Annotated in this window: 14 protein-coding genes; 11 read left to right on the forward strand and 3 right to left on the reverse strand. The window is 39.0% G+C overall.

Annotation, left to right across the window (positions count from 1 at the left end):
* The first annotated feature begins 4 nt into the window (after positions 1-4).
* Positions 5-97 carry an IS3 family transposase gene (locus ACOMA7_RS07440; protein ID WP_421393017.1) on the forward strand — a complete coding sequence of 31 codons (93 nt, stop codon included), beginning with the start codon at positions 5-7 and terminating at the stop codon, positions 95-97.
* 523 nt (positions 98-620) lie between these two features.
* Here ACOMA7_RS07440 and ACOMA7_RS07445 read toward each other — a convergent pair.
* Positions 621-1,784: a cation:proton antiporter gene (locus ACOMA7_RS07445; RefSeq protein ID WP_421393076.1), complete on the reverse strand. Its 1,164-nt coding sequence runs from the start codon at positions 1,782-1,784 to the stop codon at positions 621-623.
* Positions 1,785-1,925: 141 nt separating this feature from the next.
* On the opposite strand from ACOMA7_RS07445, the gene ACOMA7_RS07450 reads away from it, so the two are divergent.
* Positions 1,926-2,582, forward strand: coding sequence for a YoaK family protein (locus ACOMA7_RS07450; RefSeq protein WP_225349257.1), 657 nt, complete (start codon positions 1,926-1,928; stop codon positions 2,580-2,582).
* Between the two features lie 24 nt (positions 2,583-2,606).
* Here the strand turns inward: ACOMA7_RS07450 and ACOMA7_RS07455 are convergent, their stop codons facing one another.
* The gene (locus tag ACOMA7_RS07455; protein ID WP_041152654.1) at positions 2,607-3,179 is read right to left on the reverse strand and encodes a TetR/AcrR family transcriptional regulator; all 573 of its coding nucleotides are present in this window, start codon (positions 3,177-3,179) and stop codon (positions 2,607-2,609) included.
* A gap of 108 nt (positions 3,180-3,287) precedes the next feature.
* Here ACOMA7_RS07455 and budA point away from each other — a divergent pair, with 108 nt between their 5' ends.
* The 9 genes from budA to ACOMA7_RS07500 all read left to right on the forward strand — a co-directional run bounded on the left by budA (position 3,288) and on the right by ACOMA7_RS07500 (position 13,489).
* On the forward strand, positions 3,288-4,067 hold the full coding sequence (budA, locus tag ACOMA7_RS07460; RefSeq protein WP_421393079.1) for an acetolactate decarboxylase: 780 nt from the start codon (positions 3,288-3,290) through the stop codon (positions 4,065-4,067).
* Positions 4,068-4,321: 254 nt separating this feature from the next.
* A complete protein-coding gene (gene nrdD, locus ACOMA7_RS07465) occupies positions 4,322-6,496 on the forward strand; it encodes an anaerobic ribonucleoside-triphosphate reductase (RefSeq protein ID WP_421393082.1) in 2,175 nt (724 codons plus the stop codon).
* Positions 6,465-7,037: an anaerobic ribonucleoside-triphosphate reductase activating protein gene (nrdG, locus tag ACOMA7_RS07470; protein WP_421393084.1), complete on the forward strand. Its 573-nt coding sequence runs from the start codon at positions 6,465-6,467 to the stop codon at positions 7,035-7,037. Before nrdD ends, nrdG begins: the two co-directional genes overlap by 32 nt.
* A 4-nt stretch (positions 7,038-7,041) precedes the next feature.
* Positions 7,042-7,815 carry a Fe-S cluster assembly ATPase SufC gene (gene sufC, locus ACOMA7_RS07475; protein WP_421393097.1) on the forward strand — a complete coding sequence of 258 codons (774 nt, stop codon included), beginning with the start codon at positions 7,042-7,044 and terminating at the stop codon, positions 7,813-7,815.
* Complete coding sequence (locus ACOMA7_RS07480) at positions 7,815-8,972, forward strand: SufD family Fe-S cluster assembly protein (RefSeq protein ID WP_421393087.1); 1,158 nt, start codon at positions 7,815-7,817, stop codon at positions 8,970-8,972. The genes sufC and ACOMA7_RS07480 overlap by 1 nt, the downstream gene beginning before the upstream one ends.
* Positions 8,965-10,179, forward strand: a complete 1,215-nt coding sequence (locus tag ACOMA7_RS07485) for an aminotransferase class V-fold PLP-dependent enzyme (RefSeq protein ID WP_421393089.1) — start codon at positions 8,965-8,967, stop codon at positions 10,177-10,179. The genes ACOMA7_RS07480 and ACOMA7_RS07485 overlap by 8 nt, the downstream gene beginning before the upstream one ends.
* Complete coding sequence (sufU, locus tag ACOMA7_RS07490) at positions 10,166-10,588, forward strand: Fe-S cluster assembly sulfur transfer protein SufU (RefSeq protein WP_421393091.1); 423 nt, start codon at positions 10,166-10,168, stop codon at positions 10,586-10,588. The genes ACOMA7_RS07485 and sufU overlap by 14 nt, the downstream gene beginning before the upstream one ends.
* Positions 10,572-11,981: a Fe-S cluster assembly protein SufB gene (gene sufB / locus ACOMA7_RS07495; RefSeq protein WP_034533790.1), complete on the forward strand. Its 1,410-nt coding sequence runs from the start codon at positions 10,572-10,574 to the stop codon at positions 11,979-11,981. The genes sufU and sufB overlap by 17 nt, the downstream gene beginning before the upstream one ends.
* Positions 11,982-12,121: 140 nt before the next feature.
* Positions 12,122-13,489, forward strand: a complete 1,368-nt coding sequence (locus ACOMA7_RS07500; protein ID WP_421393094.1) for an aspartate ammonia-lyase — start codon at positions 12,122-12,124, stop codon at positions 13,487-13,489.
* A 41-nt stretch (positions 13,490-13,530) separates the two neighbouring features.
* On the opposite strand, the gene ACOMA7_RS07505 is transcribed toward ACOMA7_RS07500, so the two are convergent.
* The gene (locus tag ACOMA7_RS07505; protein ID WP_421393017.1) at positions 13,531-13,623 is read right to left on the reverse strand and encodes an IS3 family transposase; all 93 of its coding nucleotides are present in this window, start codon (positions 13,621-13,623) and stop codon (positions 13,531-13,533) included.
* Positions 13,624-13,627: the final 4 nt, after the last annotated feature.

Consider the following 13,627-nt stretch of genomic DNA (forward strand, 5'->3'; position numbering starts at 1 on the left):
ATATATATCCTATTACAACAATTATCGTATAAAACAAAAACTGGGAGGAATGTCACCGGTTGAATACCGGAACAATTCCTCCCAGAAAATTGCATAACCATCCTCCAATTTTAGGGGTTCAGGTCAGGGCTTTTTTGAAATATTTTTTAAAATTGATTGTGATTTTACTAACTTAACATCTATTTGTAATTTATTTATTTTTACTTCGTGTTCAATAATTAATCATTATCGACATTTAATTGAGTATTTATGAACGCCGCGTCCATTTTGAACTTTTTCACTAAATTTATTTCCATTAAAACGATTGGTACAATGGGTAAAAATTTAGTAAGGAGGAACTAATCATCATTCATTTAAAATGTCCAATTTGCGGTAATGTATTTTTTAATCAAATCAAATGTAAGTACTGTCGTCTTATCACAAAACAATTAAAACAAGATCTTAAAAAATCATATAAACAAATGACCAACTCATTTGATAAAAGGATTCGTCATATGAGTCTTTTTGGTGATGAAAGATTCCTACCATTAATATCATTAGGTTGTGCAATCATAACCGTTGTGATCATCGATTTAATATTAGTATTGATATCATATGTTCCATAAAAAAAGAGGGTCAGTTTATACTGACTCTCTTTTGCGTTTCCATAATACAACTGGTTTTAAAATTAATGGAGCTAGAATTGTTGTCGCCACAATCACGGCAATCAACGTTGAATAATAGCTAGTTGAAATAAAATGACTGCCCAATCCAGCTTGTGCGATAACAATCCCGACTTCTCCTCGACTTATCATCCCTGCCCCGATTTCCACGGAGTTGGCTAAATCAATTCGACTAAGTTTGGCACCGATAAAAGCACCCAAGAACTTAGTTATAACCGCTAGAACTATTAGAATTAAAAACATTGAACAGTGCTTATAGATTCCATTAATTTGCATATCAACACCAATACTTACAAAGAAGATTGGAATTGGGAGCAAAGTCCCTAGCCCTTTTAGTCTAGCCATTAATACCTTTTTGAACTTAGTCTGACTAACAATTAGACCAGCAAAGAAAGCACCGGTAACTGCACTTAACCTGACCATTTCAGCGGTTCCCGCCAGAAATAGGCACAATAGGAATGAATATACTCCTGCCTTGGCTGTATCAAGATCTATAGTATTGAATAATAGCGTTACAATCTTATAGCAAAGCCATAAGAATAAGAAAAAAACAATTTGCAAAATAATTAGAAACAACGCATCTGAATTTCCATGTCCTCTTCCCACTCCCAAAACAGGAATAGAAACACTTAATAGAACAATTGAAATAATATCATCGGCTACCGCAGCAGCTAAAATAGTAATTCCAGCTGATGATGTTAGCTCCTGCATTTCTTCTAATACAGCAACTGAAATCGAAACAGATGTTGCTGCAAAAACAATTCCGATAAATGCACTTTCAATAATAGAAAGTTGAAAATATCTACACATTAGATAAATGGATCCGACTGGAAATACTACTCCAAAAAGAGCAACAATGACTCCCCGACCAAAATACTTTTTCAATCTATCAATGTCGCAAGTTAAACCGGCGCCAAACATCAATAATGCAGCCCCCAATGATGCTAATGCAATTACAATATCTTGACGGTGAATCACTCCTAAGACAGATGGTCCTAGGACTACTCCTCCCATGATTTGTCCGACAACATCCGGAATATGTATCTTAGAAGCCAGCATTCCAAAAAATTTCGCAAAAACAATCATTAAAAACAATGCGATTAAATAATTCAAATAAATCATTCTCCCCGAATAAAAACAATTCTATTTATTTTGAAACAATATGGTAGTACTATTTATAAATAACTTAGTTATAACTTATTACTTTAGAGAAAGGGAGTCAATGTTATCGACGCACCTCACCCCGCCCGCTTCGGTGAAAAAATATCAACGGCATTCTTCTTAACCTCAATCGGTGGTTGCCTTGATGCATACACTTACATCGAACATGGTGGAATATTTGCAAGTACCCAAACAGGGAATTTAATTTTGTCCGCATTAGCGTTGACACAATTCAATTATGGTCACTTCTTAGAAAGAATTTTACCGGTGATTGCATTTTCAATCGGAATTCTATTGGCTAATTGGATTCACCATAATCTAGATAAACATAAACTAAACTACTGGAAGGTCTATATTTTAGCCATTGAAATTGCAGTCTGTACAATCGTGGGATTTTTGAAATACAATGTTCCACAATTAATGATCACGACTTCAATGTCTTTGACAACGGCCCTTCAACTTTCAACATTTAATACAATGTCTGGATTGGGATACTCCAACATGTTTAGTACTGGAAACCTTCAAAAAACAATGAATAATCTATTCTTGTATTTGGAGACTAAAAAACACGAATTCAAAACCAAGTTACTTTACTACGGTGGTCTGGTTTTAAGTTTTCTATGCGGAGCTTTTGAGGCCAGCATCTTATCACTTTTCTTCCATACTAAGACCATCTGGGTTGTCGGATTGGAATTAATCGTCATTCTTGTATTCCAAATTCGATGCATCCTAATCTATCGACACGAAAATCAACTATAAAAAAGACCCTATAAGGGTCTTTTTTTATAGGATTGATAATACGTTAACCCGAATCAATTCTCGGCTTTCCTTTAAGATAAAGGCTTTGTCGTATTTATCAGGATATAAATTATATAGTTCGATAAACTTAATCAAAACCGTCGCAATTACGGCAGCAATGATTTCGATTCGTTTTGTGGTAACCAACGGGTTAATTTTTGTCAGCGTCTTTTGATTTATTCTTTCGAAGAAATCACTTGCCTGTGCCCTAAATCCATCATCATGATTGAATAAAAATTCCACAGTATTTTGGTTATCCTTTACTATATCCAATATTTTAGATACAAATTTACCTTCCAATAAATCTACTCGTAAGGCCGATTCTTTTTTTGCTAAAAACACATTTTGTTGAGCAACGATTTCTTGAAAAATCTTCTTTTTTTGATCATCAAATATGGCATACTTGTCGTAATAATGTTGGTAGAATGTCCCCCTGGAGATTCCCGCTAATTCAGCAATTTGTTTAACGGTTACTTCCTTTAATCCGTATTTAGAAACTAGCTCCATAAATGCATTAATTATCTGTTTTCTAGTTTTATCACGCTTGTTTCGATACATTCAATCACCCTTTTTTCGAAAATTGAACACATGTAAGATTTTGTAAATTGAATTGGTTAAATTATACCCTAATATTGAATATATCAATAAAATATTGGAGGTATATTTATGAAAAACACAAACCAATTATTTCAAAACGGAACTGGTGCCATCGTAGTTCCCGGACTTTTCGATGGAACCCTATCAATTAAGGAATTACTATCACATGGTGATACCGGAATCGGAAGCGGTGATGGTCTGGATGGTGAACTAATCATTGTTGATGGCAAGCCATACAAGATTGCTGGTGACGGTAATGTCACCATCGTTTCAGATGATTTCACCGTTCCATTTGGCAACGCCCACTTCGCCGATTTCAAAGACTTTGAAGTCAAAGATAATCTATCAATCGATGAATTAAACGATGAAATTTTTAACAAGGAAAAACTGCAAAACACTCAATTTGCGATTAAACTCCACGGAACTTTTCAATCTGTTAAGGTAAGATCCGTTTACAAACAAAGTAAGCCATACCCTAACCTAATTAAAACAGCGGAAAGTGAGCATATCTTTAACGGAGAAAAAGTTACTGGAACCATCATCGGATACTATAATCCATCTCCATTTAGTCAAATTGCTGTATATGGTTTTCATATGCACTTCATCGCCGATGATTTATCAATTGGCGGACACTTAAGCGACTTCCGTAATTTCAATGGTGAATTTGGCATTCAAAAATTTAACCAATTCATCTTACAACTACCTACCGATAATAAAGAATTCTTGGAACACGATTTTTCAAAGGATGATATCGAAGGTGCCATCAATCAAACATCCAAAGATAATTCTCAAAAGAACTTTTTCAATAAAGTTCTTTTTTGTATTTTTTATTCGGATTTTACTTATTAAACGTTAGTATATCAATACTTTGGGCACGATATGTAAGTATTCAATTTGAACATTTTTAGACAAAATTTCAAAAACATTCGACGAAAAAAAGCGAAATCGCTCACCACTACGTATTATGAGAAAATTAAATTATTATAATCATTCAGTACGCACTATTCAAATTGACATTCAAGAATGTTTTTACACTATATATGCGTGTTAACATTATTTTAGACACAAGTTATAGTGTATATTTTAAGGATAGGACTGATATAATGTTTGATAAAACTTTTGCCCATTTAAACGTTATAAAGAATTCTGGTGACAAGACCAAATTCTATAAATACAAGATTGATTTTGTACTAAATCAACTGGGTATTAGTAAGGAAGATAACAAGCGTTTCTTTGAACGTTTGAACCTATTTACTAAGGATCAAGAAGAAATTACCTCAAGTCATATTCATGACTTCATCATTCAATTTCTAGAAGAAAATGATTTCTTAGATGCTAAAGAGCAATACTTAAAATATGAACAAAAAGACATTGAAAAATTCAAGAAAGCAACCGATGTAAAGGCTCGAATCGACCAACTATTCAACCGTTACGACAGAGTTGTTCACGAAAATGCCAACAAAGATAGTAACGTCTTTAACACCCAAAGAGACCTAGAAGCAGGGGCTGCCAGCAAGGCCATCGGTCTTCAAATGCTACCTCCACTAGTAGCCAAAGCTCACCTTAGAGGTGATATTCACTGGCACGATTTAGACTACTCACCAGCAACTCCTGAAACCAACTGCTGCTTAGTTGATTTTGCAGAAATGTTGAATAACGGTTTTAAGATTGGTAACGCCGAAGTTAAATCACCTCGCTCAATCCAAACTGCGACCGCTCAAGTTTCTCAAATCATCGCCAACGTAGCATCCCTACAATATGGTGGTCTATCATTCGACCGTGCCGATGAAGTGCTAGCTCCATTTGCCGAAATCAACTACGAAAAACACTTAAAGACCGCTTCAGAATGGGTCGAAGAAGACAAGCGCGAAGACTACGCCAAAGACCGTACTAAGAAGGATATCTTTGACGCTATGCAATCACTAGAATACGAAATTAACACCCTATACTCATCACAAGGTCAAACACCTTTCACAACTGTTAGTTTCGGTCTAGGTACCAACTGGATTGAAAAGGAAATCCAAAAGGACATCCTAAGAATTCGTATTAAAGGACTTGGTAAGGAACGTCGTACTGCCATCTTCCCTAAGCTTATCTATGTATTGAAGAAAGGCTTAAACTTAAACCCTAACGACGAAAACTACGACGTTAAAGAATTAGCCATCGAATGTGCTACAAAGCGTATGTACCCTGATATTTTGATGTACGACAAGCTTTGTGAAATCACCGGTGACTTCAAGGCCCCAATGGGTTGTCGATCATTTCTACCTAAGTGGACTGACGAAAACGGTAAGGCCGTTAACGCTGGTCGTATGAACCTAGGTGTTGTTACCGTTAACCTTCCACGTATCGCACTATTGGCTAATGGTGACACGGACTTGTTCTGGCACATTTTTGAAGAAAAGCTAGGTATCGTTCACCAAGCCATGGCATACCGTATCGAAAGAACCAAGGAAGCTAAACCAGATAACGCCCCACTACTATACAAGTACGGTGCATTTGGTAAACGCCTAAAATCAACTGATAGTGTTGATGAACTATTTAGAAACGAACGCGCCACTGTATCACTTGGTTACATCGGACTATACGAAGTTGGTACCGCCTTCTTCGGTCCAGATTGGGAATCAAACCAAGAAGCCCACGACTTCACCGTCAGCATCGTTGCTGAATTAAACCGTCTATGCCGTGTTTGGAGTAAAGAAAGTGGATACCACTACAGCCTATACTCCACTCCAGCCGAATCATTAACTGATACATTTGCTCAAGACGATATCGAAAAATTCGGTAAGGTTAAGGACATCACAGATAAGGAATACTACACTAACAGTTTCCACTACGACGTTAGAAAACGTCCTAACCCATTTGAAAAACTAACATTTGAAGAAGCTTACCCTCACTATGCCTCAGCTGGTTTCATTCACTACTGTGAATACCCTAACCTAAAGCAAAACCCTAAGGCACTAGAAGCCGTTTGGGACTGGGCATACGACCATGTTGGATACCTAGGTACAAACACTTCAATTGATAAGTGCTTCAAGTGTGGTTTCAAGGGTGAATTCGAAGCTACCGCTCGTGGCTTCAAGTGTCCTCAATGTGGTAACCACGATCCTAAGTACTGTGACGTTGTTAAGAGAACTTGTGGTTACTTGGGTAACCCTCAAGCACGTCCAATGGTTCACGGTCGTCACGTTGAAATTTCATCACGTCAAAAGAATATGTCGAAAGGAATGGTAGAAAGTGTCGCACATGAAGAGACAGCCAAACAATCCAAAGCCTAAGGAATGGCTTGCAAAAGACTTAAGCCAACAATATATTGCTGACTATAAGCCATTTAACTTCGTTGATGGTGAGGGCATCCGTTGCAGTATCTATGTTTCTGGTTGCAAGTTCTTATGCCCTGGCTGTTACAATGTCGCCTCACAAAACTTCCATTACGGACAACCTTACTCACAAGATTTAGAAGACCAAATCATCGAAGATATGAAAAAAGATTATGTTCAAGGTCTTACCCTCTTGGGTGGAGAACCCTTCTTGAATACGCAAGTATGTCTTCGTTTATGCAAACGAGTTAGAGAAGAATTCGGCCACACCAAGGATATCTGGTCATGGTCAGGTTACACATTTGATGAATTACTAAAAGATTCATATGACAAATTAAAACTACTTTCAATGATCGACATCCTAGTTGATGGTCGTTTCATGGAAGACCAAAAAGATTTAACTCTTCAATTCCGCGGTAGTGCTAACCAAAGAATTATCAATGTGCCAAAGTCCCTTAAAGAAAATAAGGTCGTACTTTGGGACAAGTTAGTTCACTAGGAGGATTATTGTGTTAAAAATTGAAAACCTACACGTTAAAATCAATGAAACAGATGAAGAAGTCATCAAGGGTCTAAACTTAACCATCCCCGACGGTGAAGTCCATGTCATCATGGGACCAAACGGAACCGGTAAGTCGACTCTTTCTCAAACCATCATGGGTTCTCCAAAGTATTCAATTACTGAAGGAACCATCTCATTTGATGGCAAGGAATTAAACGACATGGCAACCGATGAACGTGCCCGTTTGGGTCTCTTCATTGGTATGCAATACCCTACTGAAATCAGTGGGATAAAAAATGTCGACTTCATTCATGCCGCAATGAATGCGGTGGCTGACAAACCAGTATCAGTTTTAGACTTCATGAAACGTTTAGACTACGTCATGGACTTCTTAGATATCGACGAATCATACACCGACAGATACCTTAACGAAGGTTTCTCCGGTGGTGAAAAGAAGCGAAACGAAATCCTTCAAATGATGATGATTCAACCCAATCTAGCCATCCTAGATGAAATCGATTCTGGGCTAGATATCGACGCCTTAAAAGTTGTTTCAAAGGGAATCAATCACATGCGAGACAATCACTTCTCTTCACTTATCATCACCCACTACAACCGCATCTTACGTTACGTTAAACCAGATGTCGTTCACGTTATGATGGGTGGTCGCGTCGTTACCAGCGGTGACTATCACCTAGCTGAACAACTAGAACAAAACGGTTACGCCCAATTGCGTGATCAATTAGGCATCGACGTAAAGCTGGTGGATGAATAATGAGTATGTCAGTTCAAGAATTTGCCCAATCACATAACGAACCACAATGGTTAACCGTTAAACGCATTGTCGCAAACGATATGAAAAAGACGATGAAGGTTCCCGCACCACTTCGCAAGTTTCACTTTGAATCTCCTGAACTTAGTTTCCGTTCAATAGATACGCAAAACTTAGCACCTAAAAACTTACAGGATTTAGGCATTATCATGATGGACTTGTTCGCCGCTGCAAACGAGTTTCCGGAACTAATCCAAGAAAACTTGATGGAAAAAGCAATTTATTGGCGTGATAACGCATTAAATGCGAACCATCTTGCGTATCTACAAAGTGGTGGGTTTGTTTTCATCCCTAAAGATGTCTGCGTTGATGAATCAATCGACATCTCCGACTTAGTCGATCACAACATGCAGGAAAAACACCTCCTAATTATCGCTGCTTCAGGAAGTGAAGTTTCATTCACCTACAAGGATTCAAAACAACACCCTAAAAACGACCGCCTAATGATTGAAGTATTGCTAGGAGATCACGCCAACGTCTCCTTCTATGACGCTGCAATGACTAATAGCGAAAAATCTCACCGCGTTTTAAATGCTTATTTAGCGCAAAACGCCAACTTAAAGACTTATGTCGGACTATTTAATCATGGTGACAGTCGCTACTACAGCAACATTGACCTCGATGGTATGGGCAGTTCCGCTAGAATTAATCTAGTGAGTCTATCCGATCAAAACCAAAACCAAGTAGTTCAAACCAAAATTATCAATAAAAGTCCCAATACGAGTGGCTTGATATCACAACGTGGTATCGTCGCCGATAAATCCAAGACTGTATACGATACTACTGGTCAAATTAAGCTGGAAGCTAGCGACTCTGATTCAGATCAAATCAGTCGACTATTGACTTTAAGTCCCGAAAGTAAGGGGAAAATTGACCCAATTCTTTTAATCGACAATCACGATGTGGTTGCCGGTCACGCTGCGAGTGTTGGTAAAGTTAACCCCGAACAGCTATACTATTTAAAAACAAGAGGAATTGACACCAAGACCGCCCGTTTCCTATTAACCCGCGGATTCTTGACACCTTTAATTGAAAAATTCCCAGACAAATCAGTACAAGAACACTTATTAAATAACCTAGAGGAGCGTATTCATGGATAGTCTAAACATTCGTCATCACTTTCCCATCTTCAAAGAGCATTCAGATATGATTTACTTTGACAACGCTGCAACGACTCAAAAGCCAAAGTACGTCATTGACGCAATCAGTAACTTTTACACTCACCACAATTTCAACGTGCACCGAAGCGTCTACACTGATGCCGGGGAAACGACAGAAATGTTTGAACAATCCAGACAAAACATTGCCTCATTCATTAATGCCAGTAGCGCAAAAGAAATCGTCTTTTCTGCTGGTACCACCGATAGCATTAACTTAATCGCTAACGGATATTATGCAAAGCACATAAAAGATGGTGACGAGATTGTGGTTTCAATCGCAGAACACCACAGTAACCTCCTTCCATGGCAAAAGATTGCGAAAAATAACGGCGCAACTTTGAAATTCATTCCGCTAAATGAAGATGCCAACCTCGACTTAAATGCCGCTAAACAAATCATTTCCGACAAAACCAAATTAGTGGCAGTCACTGCCGTTTCCAATGTCTTAGGAAACATCAATCCCATTGATCAACTAACCACATTGGCTCATGAACACGGCGCTGACATCCTAGTCGACGGTGCGCAAGCTGCTCCCGAATTACCAATCGATGTGCAAGAAACACCAATTGACTGGTTAGCCTTTTCCGGACACAAAATGATGGCACCAACCGGCATCGGTGTTTTATACGGTAAACAAGATTTACTAGAAAACATGGATAGTCCCCGTGTCGGCGGCGAGATGATTGAATCAGTATCAACTACCGACTACAAGCTTAAAGACATTCCATACAGACTAGAAGCCGGCACCCCAAATATTGAGGGTGTCATCGGTTTAGACGCCGCAATTTCTTATCTAAAAGAACTTAAAATGACTAACGTGCAGGCACAATGTGAAAAACTAGGTCAATACCTATACGACCAACTTAACGCTTTAGACGGCGTTTCAGTATATGGACCAACTAAACGTCAAACTGGAATCGTCTCTTTTAACGTCGACAATATTCACCCACACGACGCTGCAACCTTCCTTGACTCTAAGAATATCGACGTCAGAGCTGGTCAACACTGTGCCGAACCACTAACCCACAAACTGGGAGTCAACGCGACATTACGTGCTAGTCTCTACATTTACAACACGATTGAAGAATGCAACCGACTAGTCGACTGTATTAACGAAATGAAGGAATTTTTCAATGGATCTAAGTAACATTTATCAACGCATCATCATGCAAAAAGCCAGTGAATGCCCTAACAATAATCAGTTTGATTCAGACGTCCATCTAACTAATCCCACTTGTGGTGATGACATTTCGATGACCGCTGATACAAAGCAGCCCAACGTAGAAAACCTACAAGTGGCATGCGATGGCTGCATTATTTGTAAGGGTGCCACTCAGATGATGATAGAAGCAATTCAAGATAAATCCGCTGATCAAATCAATGAACTCGTTTTAAATATGTCCAAAATGATGACACACGAAGATTTTAACGAAGAACTGTTAGGTGATTTAGTCGCCTTTCAATCCGTCGTGCACCTACCAATTCGCATTAAATGTGCCATGCTTCCCTTCAAAGCAATTTATCAATTAATTAACGGAGATGATATCAATCGATAAATCAATCCAACACTTAAATGATGATTATCAATACGGTTTTAAAGACGACGTTAAACCCGTCTTTTCAACCGGTGATGGCCTAACTGAAGATATCGTCCGCGAAATCTCAGCACAAAAACATGAACCCAAATGGATGTTAGATATTCGTTTGAATGCTTTTAAAATCTTCCAAAAACTACCCATGCCTGACTTCGGTCCCGACCTATCTGATCTCGACTTAAGCAAAATCAGATACTTCCAAAGAGCGACCGATTCAGTATCACGTAGTTGGGACGATGTTCCAGAAGATATTAAGAACACCTTTGAAAAAATCGGGGTGCCAGAAGCAGAACGTAAATACCTAGCTGGTGCCGAAGCTCAATACGAATCAGAAGCTGTTTACGCCAACATCAAAAAAGAATTCGCCGACATGGGAATCATCTTTTCAGATACCGATACGGCATTAAAGGAACACCCTGACTTAGTTAAGGAATACTTCGGTAAACTAGTTACGCCTCAAATGAACAAATTCGCTGCGCTAAACACAGCGGTTTGGTCTGGTGGTGTCTTCTTGTACGTTCCAAAGGGTGTCCATGCCAAGATTCCAATCCAAGCATTCTTTAGAATCAACGCCGGTCGAACCGGTCAATTCGAAAGAACCTTAATCATCGTTGATGAAGATGCCAGTGTGAACTACGTTGAAGGTTGTACCGCCCCTAACTATTCAGAAGATAGTTTGCATGCAGCCGACGTCGAAGTCTTCGTGAAGAAGAACGCCTTTTGTCGCTACACCACCATTCAAAACTGGTCCGACAATGTTTACAGTCTGGAAACCAAACGTGCTTCCGCTGATGAAAATGCCACCATGGAATGGGTCGACGGAAACCTAGGATCCAAGGTCACCATGAAGTACCCAAGTATCGATTTGAATGGTCCCTACGCCAACGGAACAATGCTATCAATCGCATTTGCCAGCGGTGACATTTACCAAGATACCGGATGCATCATGAGGCACCATGCTCCTCACACTTCATCCAACGTGGTATCAAAATCAATCTGTAAAGACGGCGGAACTTGTAACTACCGTGGAACAATTCGTATGATTGAAGATGCTCACTACTCTAAATCACACATTGAATGCGACACGATCATCATGGATGATGACTCAATGAGTGACACCATTCCGCACAATGATATTTACAATGGTGATTCCGAAATCGAACACGAAGCCAAGGTTTCAAAAATTTCAGAAACCGACCTATACTACTTAATGAGCCGTGGCTTATCCGAAGCTCAGGCTACTAAGATGATTATCATGGGATTCATTGAACCCTTCTCAAACCAACTTCCAATGGAATACGCGATGGAATTAAATAAATTAATTGATTACCAAATGGAAGATTCCGTTGGTTAAAATTAGCGCCCCTAGAGCTTTTCTAGGGGCGCTTTTGTTTCATGTGAAACAAATTTAGATATTTCATTTGACTAATTAAAGATTTAGTTTATACTTAATGTAACATTTTATAACATATAACTATTTTAGGAGATGTTTTTATGCGTATCGAAAAAGATTGTGTTGGTAAACTAGAAGTTCCTGATGATGCTTTGTATGGTATCCACTCCCTTAGAGCCGCAAGGAATTTCCCGATTACAGAAGAGAAAGTTGACCCGCTTTTGATCGAAAGTTACATTCAGATTAAAAAAGCCTCAATCACCGCAAATTACGGTGCAAAAGCGACTGATGTTATAAAATATAACACAGTCGTAGATGCTTGCGACTACTTACTTGAGCACCCCTCACCAGAGAGTTTTATCACTCCAGCCATCCAAGGTGGGGCCGGAACTTCCACAAATATGAACGTAAATGAAGTAATTGCCAATGTCGCAATGAAATTACATCCTGATGTCTTCATTCATCCAAACGATGATGTTAACCAGGCACAATCTACTAACGATACCTACCCAACCGCTGGTAAACTAGCAATGATTAAACGTTTACCAAAATTAACCAGCGAAATTAATCGATTAATCGAAATCCTAGATGAACTATCCAAGAAATTCCAGTTCACCATTAAACTAGGTCGAACCCAACTTCAGGATGCCGTTCCTACTACCTATGGAAAAACATTCCATGCTTACGCTTCATTATTCCGTCGTGATTTGAAACGAATCAACAGCGCTGAAAATGAACTAAAGGCCGTCAGCATGGGTGGAACTGCCATCGGTACTGGTACTAACACCACTAAGTACTACCGTGATCACATCGTGGACGAAATCAACAAGATTACCGGTTTCGACCTCAAACAGGATGAAGATTTAATCGACGCTGTTCAAAACACAGATCACTTCGTCGCATTCTCCTCTAGTTTAAAAACATTGGCCGTTGACTTATCCAAGTTCAGTAACGACTTACGTCTACTTGGTAGCGGTCCACAATCTGGTTTGAATGAATTAATCCTACCAAAACGCCAAGCCGGTTCATCAATCATGCCTAACAAGGTTAACCCTGTTATCCCAGAAGTTGTGAACCAGGTTGCCTTTGAAGTAATCGGTTTTGACGCCACCGTCACTGCCGCTTCAGAAGCCGGTCAATTGGAACTAAATGCCTTTGAACCAATCATGTTCAAGAGCATCCTAACCGCCGAAGTTCACTTGGCACGCGCAATCGAAACATTGGTTGACCACTGTCTAGACGGTATCGACGTCAATGTTAAACAGTGTCTAGATGACGTTCGTAAATCAGCCGTAACCGCCACAGTCCTATCTCCTATCTTGGGTTACAACAAGACCACCGAGCTAATCAAGACAGCCACCAAGGAAAACAAGACTGTACCAAACCTACTAATTCAAAACCATATTTTATCTCCTGAAAAAGTTAAACAACTATTCTCCCCAGAATATCTAGTTAACGGTGAAAGCTAATAAAAAAAGAGCTGACCTGAACCCCTAAAATTGGAGGATGGTTATGCAATTTTCTGGGAGGAATTGTTCCGGTATTCAACCGGTGACATTCCTCCCAGTTTTTGTTTTATACGATAATTGTTGTAATAGGATATATAT

The organism is Apilactobacillus intestinapis (assembly GCF_049166695.1).
Lineage (GTDB): Bacteria > Bacillota > Bacilli > Lactobacillales > Lactobacillaceae > Apilactobacillus > Apilactobacillus kunkeei_C.